The sequence below is a fragment of the Pollutimonas thiosulfatoxidans genome (genome assembly GCF_004022565.1).
Lineage (GTDB): Bacteria > Pseudomonadota > Gammaproteobacteria > Burkholderiales > Burkholderiaceae_B > Pusillimonas_D > Pusillimonas_D thiosulfatoxidans.
Genome location: NZ_CP022987.1, coordinates 583,581 through 602,147 on the forward strand (window position 1 = coordinate 583,581; position 18,567 = coordinate 602,147).

Consider the following 18,567-nt stretch of genomic DNA (forward strand, 5'->3'; position numbering starts at 1 on the left):
GATGCTTGACCTTATAGCTACTTTAAGGTGTCTACTGTCAACATGCAAACCAAATCCACACCGCATGTCGCGCACCCCGGCACCCCGCAGCCCCTGAAGTTCGGGTGTTGCTCGGCGGACGAGCCCGCCACCTCAAGCCACACCCACGCGCACGAGCAGACGCAGGCCAATGGCGCTTCCGACGCTGAATCCAGCCACAGCCACCATCATCATGCAGATGGGCCGGGGTGGTGGCGCTTGGCCATTGCCGGGGTCGCTGCCGTATCTGCCGAGGCACTCGGCTGGTGGGCGGGCGCACCAGGCTGGACCGTAGCGGCCCTGGCTCTGCTGGCCGTCGGACTAAGCGGCCTGGGCACCTACCGGCAGGGTCTGCGATCCATACTTCGGGCCGACCTGAATATCACTGCCTTGATGACCATTGCGGTTACCGGGGCGTTGATGCTGGGAGAATGGCCGGAGGCCGCGATGGTCATGGTGCTGTTCGCCGTTGCCGAAGCCATCGAAGATCGTTCTTTGGATCATGCCCGCCACGCCATCGAGCGTTTGATGGAGGTCGCGCCCGAAAGCGTCTGGGCACAAAACGCGCAAGGTGAATGGGCCCGCGCCCTGGCGGTCGACGTACAACCCGGGACCCTGCTTCGCGTGCAGCCCGGCGAACGCATCGGCCTGGATGGTCGGGTCGAGACGGGCGCATCAGCCGTCAACCAAGCCCCCATCACCGGTGAAAGCATTCCCGTTGATAAACAGCCTGGCGATCCGATTTTTGCCGGATCCATCAACGGCATGGCCGAGCTGCACTATCGCAGCGAGTCCGCCTACGAGAACAGCCAACTGGCACGCATTATCCATTCTGTACAACAGGCACAGGCCAGCAAGGCGCCCATACAGCGCTTCGTGGATCGCTTCGCCCGCATCTATACCCCGATTGTTTGCGCATTGGCGCTGGTGATCGCGGTGGCGCCGCCCTTGTTGTTGCAGGCGTCGTGGTCGGAATGGCTATACAAGGCCTTGGTCTTGCTGGTCATAGCCTGCCCGTGCGCGCTGGTGATCTCCACCCCTGTCGCGATTGTCAGCGGACTCGCCGCCGCGGCCCGCCATGGCATCCTGATCAAGGGCGGCGCCTATCTCGAGCAGGGGCGCAAGCTGGTCTGGGTGGCGTTGGACAAGACGGGCACCCTAACGCAAGGAAAGCCGCAGCTTACCGACATGCTTGTGATCGATGACGCGGTCGATGCGCAGGCTTGTCAGCGCCTGGCCGTGCTGCTGGCGCAGCGTTCCGATCATCCGGTATCGCATGCCATTGCTGCGCTGCCGTTTGCAGGCTCCGGCGACGAGGTGCACGCCTTCCGAGCCATACAAGGCGGTGGCGTGCAGGGCGAGATAGGCGGCAGCACCTACTATCTGGGCAACTACGCCTGGGTTCGCGGCGAGCTTGACCAGTCTACGGGCACGAGCTCGGGGCTCCCTGCCGAAGCGATGCACATTCAAAGGCTGGAGGCCCAAGGCAATACTGTTACGGTGCTTGCCAGCCGCGAGGGCGTGCTGGCACTGTTTGCGGTGGCTGATACCCTCAAGCCGGAAACCCAAGAGGCCATTGCCCAACTGCGGCAACTGGGGGTGCGCACCGCCATGCTATCGGGCGACAACCAGGCCGCGGCGTCCAGTATCGGACAGAAGCTGGGGCTGGATGCCGTGCACGCCGGTCTGCTTCCTGACCAGAAGCTGGACGCCATCAAGCGCTACATGGCAGAGGGCAAGGTCGGGATGGTGGGCGACGGCATCAACGATGCTCCGGCCTTGGCGCAAGCCGACGTCGGCTTCGCCATGGGCGTGCTGGGCACCGACACCGCCATCGAAACCGCCGACGTCGCCCTGATGGATGACGACCTGCGCAAGCTTTCTCGGTACATACGGTTGTCGCGCAGCACGCATGCCATATTGGTGCAAAATATCACCCTGGCACTGGGCATCAAGCTGGCTTTCCTGGCCTTGACCATTGTGGGCTTGGGTACCATGTGGATGGCGGTGTTTGCCGATGTGGGGGCCAGTGTTTTGGTCATACTGAATAGCTTGCGGTTGCTACAGAAATAGGTTTCCATAGCATTACAATATAATAATCATTGTATGATCGTATCTCGTCTTCCATGCTAGCTATCGTCGACGCCAAACGGGCCGGGCTCCTGGGGCGCCGTCACTGGGCGTCCAACATTATTGCGGGCCTGATCGTCGGCGTCGTGGCATTGCCGCTTGCCATGGCATTTGCCATCGCATCCGGCGTCAAGCCCGAACAAGGCATCTACACCGCCATCGTGGCAGGCATTGCCGTCTCCCTTTTTGGCGGCAGCCGTGTGCAGATTGCCGGCCCCACCGGTGCCTTCATCGTTATTCTTTCGGGTATTGTCGCCACGCATGGCGTGGAAGGCTTGCAAATCGCCACCCTGATGGCGGGCGTGATTTTGCTGCTTTTCGGTGTGGCGCGCATGGGCGCCATCATCAAGTTCATACCCGTGCCCGTCATTGCGGGCTTTACCGCCGGCATAGGCGTGATCATCTGGGTAGGCCAGTGGAAAGACTTCTTCGGCCTGCCAGCGGTGGAGGGCTTGCACTTCCACCAGAAGCTGTGGAACTTGCTGCAGGTGCTGCCGCAAATGGACCCGGCCACCACCGGTCTTGCCCTGCTGTCGCTGGCGCTGCTTATTTTCCTGCCCCGCATCCCCACACTGTCCCGCGTGCCGGGGCCCCTCGTCGCGCTCGTTGTGGTAACGCTTATACAGGCTGTTTTCGGCTTTGAAAGCGTGGCGACCATAGGCAGCACCTTCGGCGAAATACCCAGCGGTCTGCCCGCGTTCAAGTTGCCCGAGATCACGCTGGTTCGTCTGGTGGAGCTTATCGGTCCGGCCTTCGCGATCGCCATGCTGGGTGCCATCGAATCGCTGTTATCGGCCGTGGTTGCCGATGGCATGGCCGGTACCCGGCACAACTCCAATCAAGAGCTCATAGGCCAAGGCTTGGCCAATGTGCTTGCGCCCATGTTCGGCGGTATCGCCGCCACGGGCGCCATCGCCCGGACGGCCACCAACATACGCAATGGTGGCAACAGCCCCATTGCGGGCATCGTCCATGCGCTGACACTGGTTCTGGTTTTGATCTTGCTGGCCCCCTTGGCTGCGGGCATCCCTTTGGCTACGCTGGCTGCCATCTTGTTCATGGTGGCCTGGAACATGAGCGAGCTGCGTCACGTGGTACGCCTGATCAAACGCGCACCGCGCGCGGATGTCGTTATCTTGCTGGTGACCTTTGGCTTGACCGTCTTTGCCGACCTGGTCGTAGCGGTAAATATTGGCGTGGTATTGGCCATGTTGCATTTCTTGCGGCGCATGGCCGAAAGCGTGGTCGTACGCCAGCAGGACGGCGGCAGCCTGCAACGCGAACTCGGCCTGGATGGCTCCCACAAGCTGCCGGCGGATATTCTCGTCTATGCCGTGGAAGGTCCATTCTTCTTTGCTGCGGTCGACACCTTCGAGCGCGTACTGGCCGATACGCATACCGATCCGCGGGTGGTGATCATTCGCCTGGCCCACGTTCCGTTCATGGATGCGACCGGCTTGAAGGCATTGGACGAAGCCATACAAGAGCTTCATCAGCGCGGCGTGCGCGTGATCTTGACCGAGGCCAACGAGAAGGTGCAAAAGAAGTTGAAGCGCATGGGGTTGACCGACAAGCTGGGCAGCGGGTGCATGACTCAGCACATCGGTCAGGCCTGGGCCCGTGCCGAACAGGACGAGACTGGCGACGCCGCGAACGCGGCGTAGCACTACGGCCGGCACCGGGCCGCTTATTCAGTGGGGTTTTTAACCTGTGGGTTGCGCACTGCGGCGGCCTTGCCGTAGGCGACATCATGCTGGGCGAGGTAGTCGCGAATCAACTGACGCACCACTTGAGACGGCGTGATGTCCTGGCTGGCACAAAGACGCTCAAAGGCTTTCTTGTTGCTGGGGTCGATCAGGACGGTGAGTCTTGCGGTTTTGCTTTCCATGACGGTTCAAATTGCAGGCAATGTTAACCGTATTGTAATGCACGGCTGCCATTGCTTCAGCGTATCCATAGATAACTGACCGGGTCATCCGGGCAGGCCCCAAACCCGCACTCCAGCAAGGTAGACACGACATTGGCTGCGACAAGAAAAACAAACAGCCACATGACGGCACTGACCAGGCCGCGGGTACGGCGTGGTATGGATTGATCGGCACTACGTCGATCCAGGGCCAGCATCATGCAGCTGTAAAGCACGAATGCGATGCACGCGATGAAGGCCCAGGTGTAAAAATGCAAGCCCAGAAACGGTGAACCATAGCCGGTATCGCCTGGTGCAATGTGCAGCAGCACCTGTCGGCCCGAGGCGAAGGCGCCCGCCATTGCGGAGGTAATCACCATGGCGTAATGCAGGGGCGAAGGACCGAAACGCAGGTTCAGAATCAGGCCTATGCCTATCATTACAAAGGCGGCGCGCTGCAGCAGGCATAAGGGGCAGGGCAATTCATTGAAAGCCAGTTGCCATATAAACGCCATCAGTAATATGGCGCATACTCCGGCCAGCGCCAGCGCATTCAGCGCGTGAGACAGGGTCGAGGAATCGTCGCGAAAATAATTGCTAGCCATGATCTACAGTGAAAAGCCGAGCGGATCAGTCATGTGGAAATCGCACCATGCCGCGAAAATCAGCACGGTCAACAACCACAACGAAATGCATAGGCGCCGCTGCCCGCGCACGCCGCAAAAGGCCGCGAGCAGGCCGGTAAGGAAAGGCAACATCATGATCATGGGTGGGGAGTCCGGTGCAATCGCTACAGTTGTAACGGATGGTAGCACGGTGCCCTTACTTCATTGAGGACGAATAGTGGCGGTTTTTACCGCCAGTGTTTCCATAAGCCAGCCAGTAATTCCCGCCTCGGTACGCGTTGGCCAATTGCCGTAATCGGCAACCTGGGCCAAGCGGCCGAGCTGATAGCGCTTGTCACTGCCCAAAGCGGCTTCGTAGCGGTTGGCCATGTCGTTCATGGTCTGGATGTCGGCCTGTGCAATGATCAAGGCATGGACCAGCACGACCTGACGAAACCCCGACCCATCGGCCAAGGTATGACGGCGCCATAATTGTGCAGTACCTGCAATTTTCCTTGGCCCGCTGTCGCTGTCGACGGCCAGGTTATACCGCCCATCGCAGAACGATCCCTCCACGGCTTGCGGCCGGCACGCCACGCCCGCTTGCGCCAGCGTGTCGCTGATGAGGTCGCAAATAAGTTGGTAGGCTTGATCACTGTGATCCAGCGGCTTGCCGTCTACCGCGTAAGCCAGACTGAAATTAATGATGCCCGGGCCTTGCGGCACGATGCCGCCGCCCGACTGCCGGACGGTGACCGGCCACCCCCCGCGCGCGAAGGCCTCATTGGTTGGGCCGAACGTTGCGTAGCGCTGGTAGTTGCGTGGTACCACCAGCCCTTGCTGCGCCTGCCATACCATGGCTGTCGGTCCCTCTTCAGCCGCCAGCGCGATCAAGCGTTCGTCGTGGCGAGCGTCAGCCGGCCCACCACCGGGGGAAACAAGCTTGAAGAACATGCGGTTGTCCGGGCCGGGTTCAAACGCGCAGCGGAAGGAATTCTTCGTCGCTCATGAAGAGATAGCGGATGGCGTCGATGAATCCGGCGACGATAGCCAGCGGAGCAAAGAAATAAAGCAAGATCAGGAACACAATGCCCCAGCCGATCTGGCCCAGGTAGAAGCGGTGTGCTCCCAGCCACCCCAGGAAGATGGCCAGCACGATTGCCATCTTGCGGCGGTTGGTAAGCTTCTGCAGTTCGTCGCCCTTGCTCTTGATGATCCACCAACTGATGGGCACCGTCAGCAGCAAGGCCACGACCACCTTGCCGACATGGATGTTGATATAGCCCTTGATGGCGTAATAGATGTCCGAGAAGTTGTGGATCACCAGTCCGGTGATATGCGAGATCCAGGCAAAGGCCTGATAGGCGATCGCTTCGCCAAAGGTCAGTGCAACAAGAATAATGATGAATACGGCCAGGGCCAGTATGATTTTTTGCAGCATGGTGGGGGTGGGACCTCTTGGCGCGGTAAAGGTTTAGTTTACCCAGTATTGCGCCGAGTCAGGCGCCACAATGAGGTCACTTCCAGCCGACGCGCCGCATGCAGCGGATCGGACTCATCCGCAGCCTTGGGGTGTTTTGGGCGGGCCTGCAATCTGTCCACCACCCGCAGGCCCGCTGCGGCAATGGCGTCAGTCAAAAACTCAGCGCTACGCAAGCCTAAATGTTCAGCCAGGTCCGACATGATCAGCCAGCCTTCGCCTTGCGGCGTCAGGTGCGCCGACAGGCCGTTCAGGAAAGCCAGCAGCATGCGACTGTCCGGATCATAGATGGCATGTTCTAGCGATGTGGTCGGACGGGCCGGTATCCACGGGGGGTTACACACGATCAGCGGGCTGCTGCCTGCGGGAAACATGTCGGTCTGCTGCAGCGTGACGACTTTTTCCAGGCCCATGGCCCGTAGGTTATCGCTGGCACACGCCAGCGCGCGCGGATCCTGGTCCGTGGCGACCACCCGGCGCACGCCCCGCTGCGCCAGCAGGGCGGCGAGCACGCCGCTGCCGGTACCTACATCGAAAGCCAGTTCAGTCGACGGCAAGGGGGCGGTGGCCACCAGCTCCAGGTATTCGCCCCGCACGGGAGAGAACACGCCGTAGTGCACATGTATGGGCAGCGGCAAGGTCGGCACGGCTACGCCTTTCTTGCGCCACTCGTGCGCGCCGATGATGCCTTGCAGCGCGCGTAATGGAAGCAGGTGATCTTCCCGAATCGGGCCTAGCGCTTCGCGGCATGCATCTGCAACATCGGGGGCGCGGCGCAGGGGTATGTGGCCATCTGCCTGTATCGGTATCAGCAGGCGGTTCAACAAATCGGTACGCTGCGATTGCCGTAGTCGATGGCGGTTGAAGCGGTCCAGCGGTGTGTCTGACGGCTCTTCGGCCTTGGCCTTGCCCGGTCGTGGTGGCTTGCGAGGCTTGTCCACTCGCCGGGCCAGGCCTTGCAGCAATTGACGGGCGTTGTGAAAGTCGCCGCGCCATACGATGGCGCTGCCTTGTGTGGCCAGGCGGTAGGCGGCGTCGGCGCTTAGCGTGTCGTCACCGACCACCAGGCGCTTGGGTGCAGCGCCCAGTAATTCAGTGGGCCATTTTGCCTGGCGGCTGACGCCATCTTCTATCCATTCAAGCTGCATGGTGTTCAATCGGTACACGCCTGACGTACGGCATGCTCCCAGCGCGCCATCAGGGCGTCGGCTTCGTCCGCGGGCAATTGCGGGGTAAAGCGGCGTTCTACCTGCCAGAGGGCGGACAGCGCCTGCTTGTCTGCGTAGACACCGCTGGTCAATCCGGCCAGATATGCGGCACCCAAGGCGGTGGTCTCGACCATGGTGGGACGCACTACCGGTATGCCCAGCAGGTCGGCCTGGAACTGCATCAGTAAATCATTGACGCAAGCGCCGCCATCGACGCGCAGCTCGGTCAGCGGCGCTGCGCCTGCAGCAACCGCATCGCGGCTCATGGCCTTGAGCAGGGCCGCGCTTTGATACGCAATGCTGTCCAGCGCGGCGCGGGCGATATGCGCCATGGTGCTGCCGCGTGTCAGGCCAGTGATGGTGCCTCGCGCATCCGGCTTCCAATAAGGGGCGCCCAATCCGGTAAAGGCCGGCACCACCATGACGCCGCCCGCATCGGGCACACTTAGCGCCAGCGCTTCGATCTGGCTGCTTTTCTCGATGGCGTTCAAGCCGTCCCGCAGCCATTGCACAACCGCGCCCGCCACGAACACGCTGCCTTCCATGGCGTACTCGGTCTGCCCGCTGGTTTGTGCCGCGCTGGTGGTTACCAGGCCGTTATTTGAAATTTCGAACTTGGTGCCGGTGTGCATCAGCATGAAGCATCCGGTTCCATACGTATTCTTTGCCATGCCTTCAGTGAAGCAGGCCTGGCCGAACAGCGCGCTTTGCTGGTCGCCGGCCACGCCACATATTGGTATGGCGTGACCCAGCAGGTCTGCCTGGACGGCGCCGAACTCGGCGCTGGACGGCAATACCCGCGGCATCATGGCGGGGTTCACGTCCAGCAACTGCATCAGTTCGGCATCCCATTCGTTATCGTGGACATTGAACAGCATGGTGCGCGACGCATTGCTGACGTCGGTGGTGTGGATCTGCCCCTTGGTCAATTGCCAGATCAGCCAGCTGTCCACCGTACCGAAGGCAAGCTCACCCTTGATGGCCAGTGTGCGCGCGTCGGGCACGTGGTCCAGTATCCATTTAAGCTTGGTGCCCGAGAAATACGCGTCGATGCGCAAACCGGTTTTCTGTTGAATCACGCTGTCCAGGCCTTGGGCGCGCAGCTCGGCGCAGGTCGGCTCGGCGCGTCTGTCCTGCCAGACGATGGCGTTGTAGATGGGCTGGCCGGTCTTGCGGTTCCAGACCAGCGTGGTCTCGCGTTGGTTGGTAATGCCTATTGCATGAATGTCCGAGGCTTGCAAGCCGGCCTTGGCTATCGCTTCGCGTGCCGTGGCCAGCTGCGTTTGCCAGATCTCCATCGGGTCGTGTTCCACCCAGCCCGGCTCCGGATAAATCTGCGTGATCTCCCTTTGGGCCAGCGCGACGATGCTGCCTTCTTTGTCGAAGACGATACTGCGGGAGCTGGACGTCCCTTGGTCAAGTGCAAGTAGGTAGGTCATGGCGGGGTAAGGAATGATAGAAGCGAAAGTGTACGGGCTGCCGGGTGAGCCTACAAGGCAGGGTCGGCCGCCACGCTGCAGTGCACTTGGGCGTGGGCAAGCAAGTCGGGAAACGGTGCGGGCGGGGCGTCATCGGTAAACAGCCGATCGACATCACCCAGATGTGCCACCCGTACCATGGCTGGCCGATTGAACTTGCTGACGTCGGCGGCCAGCCATACCTCGCGAGCATGCGAAATAATCGCCTGCGACACCTTCACTTCGCGGTAATCGTAGTCGCGCAGCGAGCCATCCGCTTCGACGCCCGAAATACCAATCAGCGCAATGTCCACCTTGAACTGGCGGATGAAATCTACCGTGGCTTCGCCCACTATGCCGTGATCGCGCGGCCTGACGACGCCGCCAGCCACGATCACTTCGCAGTTCTGATTGCGGCTCAGGATGGCCGCCACATTGATGTTGTTGGTGATCACCCGCAAGCCTGTGTGATGCATCAAAGCCTTGGCGATGGCCTCGGTGGTGGTGCCGATATTAATCAGTAGCGAACAATCATTGGGGACGGCGCGTGCCACAGACTGGGCGATGCGCCGCTTGCCCTCGGCATGCAGGTTCTCGCGCTGATGGTGAGCGATGTTTTCTATCGTGGAATTCAGCAGTCGCACGCCGCCATGGAAGCGCGCCAATAAGCCGGATTCCGACAGGCGCTGCACGTCGCGTCTTACCGTTTGAACTGTCACCCCCAAGCGGCTGGCCAGTTCGTCCACGGTACTGGAATGACGTTCGTGGACGTGCTGCAGGAGCTTGAGCTGACGAGGGTTCGGGTTCATCTTGAAAGTTCGTTTGGAGACAAAAGGAATTTACATCGAAAGCAAAGGAACATATCTTAGGGTTTTCAGCAAGGGAATAGTTATACGAAACGAACAATAATGCGCAGAATAGAACACAAAGCGAGACACGATCATGCAGTTGGGCCTGGAGGCAATCAGCAAGGCAGTCGGCAGCGAGCAGTGGCTCTACGAGATGAGCCTGCATCCGCAGGCCAGCGCCGTGACGGTTCTGCTTGGCGCCACGCAGTCTGGCAAAACCACGCTGATGCGCATCATGGCCGGCCTGGACGGCCCCAGTACCGGCAAGGTAACTGTCGATGGTGTAGATGTCACCGGCCAGTCGGTCCGCAAGCGCAATGTGGCCATGGTGTACCAACAGTTCATCAACTATCCCTCGCTTACCGTGGCGCAAAACATCGGTTCGCCGCTAAAGCTGCGCGGCGAAAAGAACATAGAAGCGCAGGTCCGTGCGCTGGCCGACAAACTTCATATCGCTCCCTTCCTGCAGCGCTTGCCCGCCGAACTGTCGGGCGGGCAACAGCAGCGCGTGGCGCTGGCCCGGGCATTGGCCAAGAGGGCGCCCCTGATGTTGCTCGACGAGCCGCTGGTCAATCTGGACTACAAGTTGCGCGAAGAGTTGCGCGAAGAGCTGGGCCAGTTTTTCAGCAGCGGCGAAGCGACCGTCATCTATGCCACGACCGAGCCAGGCGAAGCCTTGCTCTTGGGCGGCTACACCGCCGTGCTCGATAAGGGTGAGCTGCTTCAATACGGTCCCACGGCCGAGGTCTTTCATTTACCCAAGTCGGTCCGGGTTGCACGAGCCTTCAGCGATCCGCCCATGAATTTTTTCCAGGCGTTTCCCGTGCCGGGCGGCGTGCAATTGCCGCGCTCAGTGCTGCTGCCCCTGGCCTTGCCCAGCGGTGCCAATGCACAAAACAAGGACTTGACGGTCGGTTTACGCGCCAGCGCCTTGCGCTTGCAGTTTCGTGAGGGCGATCTCTCCGTCCACGGTAAAGTTCTTCTGGCCGAAATTTCAGGGTCCGACACCTTTGTGCACGTGGGCAGCGACATCGGCGATCTGGTCGCTCAGGTAGCCGGCGTCCATCATTTCGAGATCGGCGCAAATGCCACCTTGCATTTTGCGCCATCGGCCGCCTACGTCTTTGACATTGACGGTGAGCTGCTGCTTGCGCCCACCCAGGCAAGGAGCGACTGACATGGCCCGTATCGAGCTCGATATTTCGCACTCCTACAAGCCCCGGCCGCAAAGCGATGACGACTACGCCTTGCTGCCGCTCAAGATGAGCTTCAACGATGGCGGTGCCTACGCCTTGCTGGGCCCTTCCGGTTGCGGCAAGACAACGATGCTCAACATCATCTCCGGCCTGATCAGCCCGTCGCAAGGGACTGTTCATTTCGACGGTGTGGACAAGACGGACGCCACGCCGCAACAGCGCAACATCGCGCAGGTATTTCAGTTTCCGGTCATCTACGACACCATGACAGTGGGCGAGAACCTGGCCTTTCCGCTACGCAATCGGAAAGTGCCGGCAGCACGCATCAAAGAGCGGGTGGGGCAGATTGCCGAGATGCTCGAGATGAGCCATCAGCTTGGACAACGGGCCGCCGGATTGTCGGCCGACGCCAAGCAAAAGATTTCGCTGGGTCGCGGCCTGGTGCGCGACGACGTGTCGGCCGTGCTGTTTGACGAACCGCTAACCGTTATCGATCCTCACCTGAAGTGGCAATTGCGTCGCAAGCTCAAGCAGATTCACCGCGAACTGAAGCTCACGCTTATTTATGTCACGCACGATCAGATCGAGGCCTTGACCTTTGCCGAGCAGATCATCGTGATGTCGCAGGGCAGGGTGGTGCAGGTCGGTACGCCCGAGGCGCTGTTCGAGCGCCCCGCGCACACCTTCGTTGGCCACTTCATAGGATCACCGGGCATGAACCTCCTGCCCATGGACACCGTAGCGGGCGGCGTGAACATTGCGGGGCAGGACGTTGGCGCGCCCGCAGGCACCGCTGTGCCGCAGGGCAAGCTCACATTGGGCATACGCCCCGAATACCTGCGCATGGCCGATATCGGTACTGCTGGCGTCGTCAAGGCCACGGTCGAAAAGGTGCAGAACATCGGAACCTGCCATTTGCTCACCGCCAGCGTCGGGCAGCACCTGTTGCGAGCCCGCTTGCCGCTGGAGCAGAATCCTCCCGCGCCGGGAACGGTGGCAGGTTTCGCCGTGCTGGGGCCGCATTCCTGCTTCTATAAAAACGAGGAGCTCATCGCATGAGTCAATACGTGAAGCCGGTCAATCAGAAGGCCTGGTGGTTGATATTGCCAGTGTGTCTGTGTGTGGCGTTCTCGGCCATCATCCCGCTGATGACGGTCGTGAACTATTCCGTGCAGGACGTCTTCTCGCCGACACGCGCCGTCTTCGTGGGAACAGAATGGTTCACCAACGTGATGCGCGACGAGGCCCTGCATGCTGCCTTGCTGCGACAGCTGGGCTTTTCGCTGTCCGTGCTGGCCATCGAGATTCCGCTGGGAGTGCTGTTGGCGCTGTCCATGCCGGCTGCGGGCTGGCGCGCCTCGGCCGTGCTTGTCATGGTGGCCTTGTCCCTGCTTATTCCCTGGAACGTGGTTGGCACAATCTGGCAGATTTTCGGCCGCACCGACATCGGCCTGTTCGGGCGGGCGCTGACCATGCTGGACATAGACTATAGCTACGCCAGCAACCCCACTCAGGCCTGGCTGACCGTGCTGCTGATGGATGTCTGGCACTGGACGCCCCTGGTGGCCTTGCTGGCCTATGCCGGCCTGCGTTCCATACCTGATGCCTATTACCAGGCTGCCAGCATTGATGGCGCGAGCCGGCTGGCGGTGTTCCGGTACATACAGCTGCCCAAGATGCGCGGCGTATTGATGATCGCCGTCTTGCTGCGCTTCATGGACAGCTTCATGATTTATACCGAGCCCTTCGTGCTGACAGGGGGCGGCCCGGGTGATGCAACGACTTTCCTTAGCCAGTACCTGACGCAAAAGGCGGTGGGCCAGTTTGATCTGGGCCCCGCAGCGGCTTTCTCGCTGATTTATTTCCTGATCATCCTGGTGTTCTGCTTCATTCTTTACAGCTGGATGCTGCGGGTGGGCACGCAAGACAAGGGGGTGGAGCATGAATAACAAGAAGCGGTTCCGCCTGCGCAGCATCTTCCTCGTCCTGTACCTGCTGTTTGCCATGCTGCCCATCTACTGGATGGTCAACATGAGCTTCAAGACCAATGCCGGCATTTTGTCCAGCTTTTCCTTGTTGCCCGAGCACTTCACGCTGGCCAACTACGTAACGATCTTCACTGACCGATCCTGGTATAGCGGCTATATCAACAGTCTGATCTATGTTGCGCTCAACACGGTGATGTCGCTTACCGTGGCGCTGCCGGCAGCCTACGCGTTCTCGCGCTACCGCTTCCTGGGCGACAAGCACATTTTCTTTTGGCTGCTGACCAACCGCATGACGCCGCCGGCGGTTTTCCTGCTGCCCTTCTTCCAGTTGTATTCCACGATGGGCTTGATGGACACCTATTGGGCCGTGGCCCTGGCGCACCTGGTCTTCAATGTGCCACTGGCCGTGTGGATACTGGAAGGCTTCATGAGCGGCGTCCCGCGCGAGATCGACGAAACCGCCTATATCGACGGCTATAGCTTTCCGCGTTTCTTCCTGACCATCTTTCTGCCCTTGATTAAATCCGGCGTCGGCGTCGCAGCGTTTTTCTGCTTCATGTTCAGTTGGGTCGAGCTGCTGCTGGCCCGCACCCTGACCAGCGTGAACGCCAAGCCCATCGTGGCAACCATGACCCGCACGGTATCCGCGTCAGGAATGGATTGGGCAACCCTGGCGGCAGCCGGTACGCTCACCATCATCCCCGGCGCCATCGTCATCTGGTTCGTGCGGCACTACATTGCAAAGGGATTTGCAATGGGCCGCGTCTAAGGAGGCACTATGTTTAGCTGGATGGTATGGACGCCGCCGACCGCAATCTTCTTCATCTGCATCGCCCTGATGCTGGCCGGGATGACGATCTGGGAACTGAAATCGCCAACCACCTTGCGCAAGGGTTTCCTGCCCATGGCAACCACGCGCGGCGACCGTCTGTTTATCGGCCTGCTGGTCGCCGCCTATATCAATCTTGGCTTTCTCGGGCTGGCTGGCGTCATCGCCGAGCGCCTGGGCTTGCAGCAAGAACCCAGTATCTGGTTCAGTTTTGTCGTGTCTATGGTGGTCCTCGTGCTGATCATGCGCAAGGGCTGACTGGCTGTTGCCGCGCGACCCGACCATCCCCCGGGTCGGCGCGGCCGGACGAGAAAACGGGGACATGTTCGACCTAGGAGACTGCAATGTTATTTCGTCGTACTGCATTGGCATTTGCCATCACATGTGCGCTGTCGGCGCCGGCTTTCGCCGGCGTGGAAGAAGCGCAGAAATGGATAGATAACGAGTTCCAGCCGTCCACCCTGACCAAGGACCAGCAACTGGAGGAAATGAAGTGGTTTATCGAGGCCGCCAAGCAGCTCAAAGAGCAGGGCGTCAACGAGATCTCGGTGGTTTCCGAAACCATCACCACGCATGAGTACGAAGCCAAGACTCTGGCCAAGGCCTTCGCAGAAATTACCGGGATTACGGTGCATCACGACCTGATCCAGGAAGGCGACGTGGTCGAGAAGCTGCAAACTTCCATGCAGTCGGGCCGCTCGATCTACGACGGCTGGATTTCGGACTCCGACCTGATCGGTACCCATTACCGCTATGGCGTCATGCTGTCGTTGACCGACTACATGAACGGCGAGGGCAAGCAGTGGACCAGCCCCACGCTGGACGTCAAGGACTTCATCGGCACCTCGTTTACGACGGCGCCGGACGGCAAGCTGTATCAGTTGCCCGACCAGCAGTTCGCCAACCTGTACTGGTTCCGTGCCGACCTGTTCAACCGCGACGACCTGAAAGAGCAGTTCAAGGCCAAGTACGGCTACGATCTGGGTGTGCCGGTCAACTGGACCGCGTACGAGGACATCGCCAACTTCTTCACCAACGACGTCAAGACGCTGGACGGCAAGCCCATCTACGGGCATATGGACTACGGTAAGAAAGACCCCTCTTTGGGATGGCGCTTCACCGATGCCTGGTTGTCCATGGCAGGCACGGCCGACAAGGGCACGCCCAATGGCATGCCGGTCGACGAATGGGGTATACGGGTTGCCGACGACAAATGCACGCCTGTGGGGGCCTCGGTGTCGCGCGGCGGGGCCACCAATTCGCCAGCGGCCGTATACGCCCTGACCAAGTACATCGACTGGATGAAGCAGTACGCGCCCCGGGAAGCGCAGGGCATGACCTTCAGCGAGTCCGGGCCCGTGCCAGCTCAGGGCCACATCGCCCAGCAGATCTTCTGGTACACGGCTTTCACGGCTGACATGACCAAGCAGGGCTTGCCGGTGGTTAACGAGGACGGCACACCAAAATGGCGCATGGCGCCGGCGCCACATGGCCCTTACTGGAAGGACGGCATGCAAAATGGCTATCAGGACGTGGGCTCCTGGAGCTTCTTCAAGGACCACGACCCCAAGAAGGTCGCGGCGGCGTGGCTGTATGCGCAATTCGTAACGGCCAAGACCACGTCCTTGAAGAAATCCATTGTGGGGCTGACCTTCATACGCGATAGCGACATCCATAGCGACTACTTCACCAAGAATGCCGACAAATACGGTGGCCTGGTCGAGTTCTATCGCAGCCCGGCGCGGGTGGCATGGACGCCTACAGGCACCAACGTGCCCGACTACCCCAAGCTGGCACAACTATGGTGGAAAAACGTTGCCACAGCCATTACGGGCGAAACCACACCGCAACAGGCCATGGACAACCTCGCCAAAGAGATGGACGCCATCATGGCACGGCTGGAGCGTGCTGGCATGACCCGATGCGCGCCCAAGCTCAACCCGGAAAGCGATCCTTCCAAATGGCTGAGCGACGAGCATGCTCCCTGGAAAAAACTGGCCAACGAAAGCCCCAAGGGGGAAACCGTGGCGTATGACGCGCTATTGAACGCGTGGAAGGAAGGCAAAGTGCGCTAAAGCCCATCAGGCCACAAGACGCTTGCCAGGTCGTGTGCCGCACACCGGCACACGACCTTTTAGCTCTCCTATTGCTGGTGAACTACACTTATCGGCTTTCATTTCTGGCCACTATATCCATGACTACTCCTGCATCTCCACAGCCGTCCGATCGGTCGAAGTTATTGGCCGCGCTCGGCGGCCTGGGCAAGGTCGATGTGGCCATCATCGGTGGCGGCGCCACTGGCCTGGGCGTAGCCCTGGATGCCGCGACGCGCGGGCTATCGGTGGTGTTGCTCGAATCCCATGATTTCGCCAAGGGCACCTCGTCCCGGGCCACCAAGCTGGTTCATGGCGGTGTGCGCTACCTGGCTCAGGGAAACATCGCGCTGGTGCGCGAAGCGCTGCACGAACGCTCCAACCTATTGCATAACGCGCCGCACTTGGCGCGACCCCTGCCTTTTGTGATGCCCAGCTACAAATGCTGGGAAACGCCGTTCTACGGCATCGGCCTGAAAGCCTATGATGCCCTGGCCGGTAAGGCCGGCCTGGGCCCTACCGAGTTCCTGGGCAGCCGCCAGGCGCAACGATGCATACCCGGCGTCAAGACCGCCGGCCTTAAAGGCGGCGTCAAGTATTGGGATGGCCAGTTTGACGATGCGCGGCTGGCCATGGCGCTGGCGCGCACGGCAGCGGAGCAGGGCGCCTTGCTGCTCAACTATTGCCCGGTTACGGATTTGATTCATGAAGACGGCAAGGTGGCCGGCTTGCGCTGTAGCGATACCGAAACCGGCGCCCAGTACACCGTGCAGGCGCGCTGCGTGGTCAATGCCACCGGCGTCTGGGTAGACGGCATACGCGAGAAAGACGGTACGGCCACCGGCCGCAAGACCCAGCCCATGGTGGCGCCCAGCCAAGGGGTGCACCTGGTGGTTGACAGCGATTTCTTTCCGGGTGACCACGCCATGCTGGTTCCCAAGACGCAGGATGGCCGTGTCCTGTTTGCCGTGCCCTGGTTGGGCAAGGTAATACTTGGTACCACCGACACGCCGCGCCACGACTTGTCCCTCGAACCGGAAGCTTTCGCTGAAGAAGTTAACTTCATACTGGGTGAGGCGGCGAAGTATTTGCAGCGGGCACCTACCCGCAACGACGTGCGCAGCATTTGGGTCGGCTTGCGACCGTTGGTCCGGCCGCCGCGCAACGAAGGCGACAAGACTCAGCAGATCAGCCGTGAACATACGGTGTTGGTAAGTCCTAGCGGTTTAGTGACGGTTACCGGTGGAAAATGGACCACTTACCGGGCGATGGCCGAAGATGTCCTGGAAAAGTGTGTTGCCGGCGGTTTGCTGGACCGCCTGCCACCCGCCGAAACGGCTGACTTCATGCTGGTCGGCGCCTCGGAAACCTCCGTGCGAGCCTCCATCACGGCACAGCCCGGCCTGGACGCCTATGGCACCGAGGCCGATATCGTAAGGGCCATGCCTGGAAACGATACCGAGCTTACGCCCGGTTTGACGGTCGGCATGCTGCGATTTGCCGCGCGTTACGAATATGCCCGTTGCGTCGAAGACGTGCTGGCGCGGCGCTCGCGCTTGCTGTTCCTGGATGCCGGGCTGGCGGCCCGGTTGGCGCCGGCGGTTGCGGCCGTTTTGCTGGAGGAAACGGGCATGGACCCCCGGTTGTCCGAATTTCTGGCCCTGGCTGACCACTATCAGGCGGTGCCCGGCTGACTCAAGACTTGAAAAGCGTTCTGGCCGACTCGAACCGGTCTCTGTAATACGGACTGTGTAGGCTGTCAATACGCACACGTCCTCCGCTGGATGGCGCATTGACGAAACGTCCGTCCCCCAAATAAATGCCCATATGCGAGTTGGGGCTACCCAAAGTGTTGAAAAACACAAAATCCCCCGACTGCAGGCGATTTCGAGAAATGGGCCGGGAAAGCTCCGCGATCATGGCAGTGTTGTGTGGAAGCGACTGTTTTGCGGCGGCGGCAAACACATAAGCGACCAGACCGCTGCAGTCGAATCCTGTAGTCCGAACTGCCCCGCCATAGCGGTATTGGGCGTCCAGGAGGCCTAGTGCGGTCATCACTACCTCCGTGCGTTGTGCAGGGTCCAGACTGATGGTGGCGGGCGCAGCGTGGCGCGCGCGGTCGCCGCCTGTGCCCGCACACGCCGCGAGCATCATGCACAGCACCATGCCCGCCAAACCGCGAAACAAGGAGGGAATACGGTGTTTTCCTTCCCAGCCTTGTGAACATTTGTCAACAAATATGCCAATAATATGTAACTTCATGGTCACCCCATGTAAATTTATATGAATCTTTGATACCATCCACTTGCCATGTATACGTAATGTGCATGGAAACCGAGCTCTTCCTCACTTTTTGTTATTCAGCATGTAACAAATCGCCGCTCGGTGAAGCTTGAGGGTACGAAAGGGTGCGTCGTGCTTTACCGCGCATCGCTGAATAGGCAACTTGCCGGATTGATCGGATTTACAGGAGGGCACAATGCCCGTTACAGACAACTCGTTACTTAACGATATTCAAGAAGTCAATTTGTCTTACCTGATGCTCGCCCAGCGTTTGCTGCGCGAGAATTTCGCAGCAGGCATGTACCGGCTGGGTTTCGATTCGGACGTTGCCGAAATCGTCATGCGCCTGTCGCCGGCTCAACTTGTAAAGCTATCGGCCTCGAACGCGCTGGTGTGCAAGTTCAGGCTTAACGACTACGACCTGCTTTCTTCACTGACGCAGAACGTGCTGGGCGGGGTGCTGCAACAAGCGCACTCGACCATCCTGCTGTCGCAGCAAGCTGCCAATCAGCCTGCATAGACGCGA

Annotated in this window: 19 protein-coding genes; 10 read left to right on the forward strand and 9 right to left on the reverse strand. The window is 60.2% G+C overall.

The genetic code is table 11. The features are described 5' to 3' along the window. Nucleotides 1–42: 42 nt before the first annotated feature. Together CKA81_RS02835 and CKA81_RS02840 are read left to right on the forward strand one after the other, a co-directional pair. Complete coding sequence (locus tag CKA81_RS02835) at nucleotides 43–2,091, forward strand: heavy metal translocating P-type ATPase (RefSeq protein ID WP_128353947.1); 2,049 nt, start codon at nucleotides 43–45, stop codon at nucleotides 2,089–2,091. Between the two features lie 53 nt (nucleotides 2,092–2,144). Continuing rightward, entirely contained in the window at nucleotides 2,145–3,812 is a 1,668-nt protein-coding gene (locus CKA81_RS02840) for a SulP family inorganic anion transporter (protein ID WP_128353948.1), read from the forward strand. A 23-nt stretch (nucleotides 3,813–3,835) separates the two neighbouring features. On the opposite strand, the gene CKA81_RS02845 is transcribed toward CKA81_RS02840, so the two are convergent. Genes CKA81_RS02845 through CKA81_RS02875 form a run of 8 tightly spaced genes read right to left on the reverse strand, consistent with a single transcriptional unit; the run spans nucleotide 3,836 to nucleotide 9,613 of the window. Next, entirely contained in the window at nucleotides 3,836–4,036 is a 201-nt protein-coding gene (locus CKA81_RS02845; RefSeq protein WP_128353949.1) for a ribbon-helix-helix protein, CopG family, read from the reverse strand. A gap of 56 nt (nucleotides 4,037–4,092) precedes the next feature. Then, nucleotides 4,093–4,659, reverse strand: a complete 567-nt coding sequence (locus CKA81_RS02850) for a disulfide bond formation protein B (protein ID WP_128353950.1) — start codon at nucleotides 4,657–4,659, stop codon at nucleotides 4,093–4,095. Nucleotides 4,660–4,662: 3 nt separating this feature from the next. Beyond that, complete coding sequence (locus CKA81_RS17040; protein WP_164878328.1) at nucleotides 4,663–4,821, reverse strand: DUF5993 family protein; 159 nt, start codon at nucleotides 4,819–4,821, stop codon at nucleotides 4,663–4,665. Between the two features lie 60 nt (nucleotides 4,822–4,881). Next, entirely contained in the window at nucleotides 4,882–5,613 is a 732-nt protein-coding gene (locus CKA81_RS02855; protein WP_128353951.1) for a lipoyl protein ligase domain-containing protein, read from the reverse strand. A gap of 19 nt (nucleotides 5,614–5,632) precedes the next feature. Beyond that, nucleotides 5,633–6,100, reverse strand: coding sequence for a TM2 domain-containing protein (locus CKA81_RS02860; RefSeq protein WP_128353952.1), 468 nt, complete (start codon nucleotides 6,098–6,100; stop codon nucleotides 5,633–5,635). 38 nt (nucleotides 6,101–6,138) lie between these two features. Next, complete coding sequence (locus tag CKA81_RS02865) at nucleotides 6,139–7,287, reverse strand: methyltransferase (protein ID WP_128356500.1); 1,149 nt, start codon at nucleotides 7,285–7,287, stop codon at nucleotides 6,139–6,141. Between the two features lie 5 nt (nucleotides 7,288–7,292). Next, nucleotides 7,293–8,786, reverse strand: a complete 1,494-nt coding sequence (glpK, locus tag CKA81_RS02870) for a glycerol kinase GlpK (RefSeq protein WP_128353953.1) — start codon at nucleotides 8,784–8,786, stop codon at nucleotides 7,293–7,295. 50 nt (nucleotides 8,787–8,836) lie between these two features. Then, a complete protein-coding gene (locus tag CKA81_RS02875; RefSeq protein ID WP_128353954.1) occupies nucleotides 8,837–9,613 on the reverse strand; it encodes a DeoR/GlpR family DNA-binding transcription regulator in 777 nt (258 codons plus the stop codon). A 133-nt stretch (nucleotides 9,614–9,746) separates the two neighbouring features. On the opposite strand from CKA81_RS02875, the gene CKA81_RS02880 reads away from it, so the two are divergent. From CKA81_RS02880 to CKA81_RS02910, 7 genes are all read left to right on the forward strand, one after another. After that, nucleotides 9,747–10,829 carry an ABC transporter ATP-binding protein gene (locus CKA81_RS02880; RefSeq protein ID WP_128353955.1) on the forward strand — a complete coding sequence of 361 codons (1,083 nt, stop codon included), beginning with the start codon at nucleotides 9,747–9,749 and terminating at the stop codon, nucleotides 10,827–10,829. Nucleotide 10,830: 1 nt separating this feature from the next. Next, entirely contained in the window at nucleotides 10,831–11,907 is a 1,077-nt protein-coding gene (locus tag CKA81_RS02885; protein ID WP_128353956.1) for an ABC transporter ATP-binding protein, read from the forward strand. Beyond that, nucleotides 11,904–12,797, forward strand: a complete 894-nt coding sequence (locus CKA81_RS02890) for a carbohydrate ABC transporter permease (RefSeq protein WP_128353957.1) — start codon at nucleotides 11,904–11,906, stop codon at nucleotides 12,795–12,797. The genes CKA81_RS02885 and CKA81_RS02890 overlap by 4 nt, the downstream gene beginning before the upstream one ends. After that, complete coding sequence (locus tag CKA81_RS02895; RefSeq protein WP_128353958.1) at nucleotides 12,790–13,605, forward strand: carbohydrate ABC transporter permease; 816 nt, start codon at nucleotides 12,790–12,792, stop codon at nucleotides 13,603–13,605. Before CKA81_RS02890 ends, CKA81_RS02895 begins: the two co-directional genes overlap by 8 nt. 9 nt (nucleotides 13,606–13,614) lie before the next feature. Further along, entirely contained in the window at nucleotides 13,615–13,923 is a 309-nt protein-coding gene (locus tag CKA81_RS02900) for a DUF2160 domain-containing protein (RefSeq protein WP_128353959.1), read from the forward strand. Nucleotides 13,924–14,009: 86 nt separating this feature from the next. Further along, the gene (locus CKA81_RS02905) at nucleotides 14,010–15,740 is read left to right on the forward strand and encodes an ABC transporter substrate-binding protein (protein ID WP_128353960.1); all 1,731 of its coding nucleotides are present in this window, start codon (nucleotides 14,010–14,012) and stop codon (nucleotides 15,738–15,740) included. Nucleotides 15,741–15,859: 119 nt separating this feature from the next. Next, nucleotides 15,860–17,452: a glycerol-3-phosphate dehydrogenase/oxidase gene (locus tag CKA81_RS02910; protein WP_128353961.1), complete on the forward strand. Its 1,593-nt coding sequence runs from the start codon at nucleotides 15,860–15,862 to the stop codon at nucleotides 17,450–17,452. Nucleotide 17,453: 1 nt separating this feature from the next. On the opposite strand, the gene CKA81_RS02915 is transcribed toward CKA81_RS02910, so the two are convergent. Further along, on the reverse strand, nucleotides 17,454–18,020 hold the full coding sequence (locus CKA81_RS02915) for a C40 family peptidase (protein WP_128356503.1): 567 nt from the start codon (nucleotides 18,018–18,020) through the stop codon (nucleotides 17,454–17,456). 217 nt (nucleotides 18,021–18,237) lie between these two features. On the opposite strand from CKA81_RS02915, the gene flhD reads away from it, so the two are divergent. After that, entirely contained in the window at nucleotides 18,238–18,561 is a 324-nt protein-coding gene (gene flhD, locus CKA81_RS02920; protein ID WP_128353962.1) for a flagellar transcriptional regulator FlhD, read from the forward strand. Nucleotides 18,562–18,567: the final 6 nt, after the last annotated feature.

Coding starts and splice junctions, on each gene's coding strand:
- CKA81_RS02860 (WP_128353952.1), bottom strand. CDS start 6,100: ATGCTGCAAAAAATCATACTGGCCCTGGCCGTATTCATCATTATTCTT.
- CKA81_RS02895 (WP_128353958.1), top strand. CDS start 12,790: ATGAATAACAAGAAGCGGTTCCGCCTGCGCAGCATCTTCCTCGTCCTG.
- CKA81_RS02900 (WP_128353959.1), top strand. CDS start 13,615: ATGTTTAGCTGGATGGTATGGACGCCGCCGACCGCAATCTTCTTCATC.
- CKA81_RS02890 (WP_128353957.1), top strand. CDS start 11,904: ATGAGTCAATACGTGAAGCCGGTCAATCAGAAGGCCTGGTGGTTGATA.
- flhD (WP_128353962.1), top strand. CDS start 18,238: ATGCCCGTTACAGACAACTCGTTACTTAACGATATTCAAGAAGTCAAT.
- CKA81_RS02915 (WP_128356503.1), bottom strand. CDS start 18,020: ATGAAGTTACATATTATTGGCATATTTGTTGACAAATGTTCACAAGGC.
- CKA81_RS02910 (WP_128353961.1), top strand. CDS start 15,860: ATGACTACTCCTGCATCTCCACAGCCGTCCGATCGGTCGAAGTTATTG.
- CKA81_RS02840 (WP_128353948.1), top strand. CDS start 2,145: ATGCTAGCTATCGTCGACGCCAAACGGGCCGGGCTCCTGGGGCGCCGT.
- CKA81_RS02850 (WP_128353950.1), bottom strand. CDS start 4,659: ATGGCTAGCAATTATTTTCGCGACGATTCCTCGACCCTGTCTCACGCG.
- CKA81_RS02845 (WP_128353949.1), bottom strand. CDS start 4,036: ATGGAAAGCAAAACCGCAAGACTCACCGTCCTGATCGACCCCAGCAAC.
- CKA81_RS02865 (WP_128356500.1), bottom strand. CDS start 7,287: ATGCAGCTTGAATGGATAGAAGATGGCGTCAGCCGCCAGGCAAAATGG.
- CKA81_RS02835 (WP_128353947.1), top strand. CDS start 43: ATGCAAACCAAATCCACACCGCATGTCGCGCACCCCGGCACCCCGCAG.
- glpK (WP_128353953.1), bottom strand. CDS start 8,786: ATGACCTACCTACTTGCACTTGACCAAGGGACGTCCAGCTCCCGCAGT.
- CKA81_RS02880 (WP_128353955.1), top strand. CDS start 9,747: ATGCAGTTGGGCCTGGAGGCAATCAGCAAGGCAGTCGGCAGCGAGCAG.
- CKA81_RS02855 (WP_128353951.1), bottom strand. CDS start 5,613: ATGTTCTTCAAGCTTGTTTCCCCCGGTGGTGGGCCGGCTGACGCTCGC.
- CKA81_RS02885 (WP_128353956.1), top strand. CDS start 10,831: ATGGCCCGTATCGAGCTCGATATTTCGCACTCCTACAAGCCCCGGCCG.
- CKA81_RS02905 (WP_128353960.1), top strand. CDS start 14,010: ATGTTATTTCGTCGTACTGCATTGGCATTTGCCATCACATGTGCGCTG.
- CKA81_RS02875 (WP_128353954.1), bottom strand. CDS start 9,613: ATGAACCCGAACCCTCGTCAGCTCAAGCTCCTGCAGCACGTCCACGAA.
- CKA81_RS17040 (WP_164878328.1), bottom strand. CDS start 4,821: ATGATCATGATGTTGCCTTTCCTTACCGGCCTGCTCGCGGCCTTTTGC.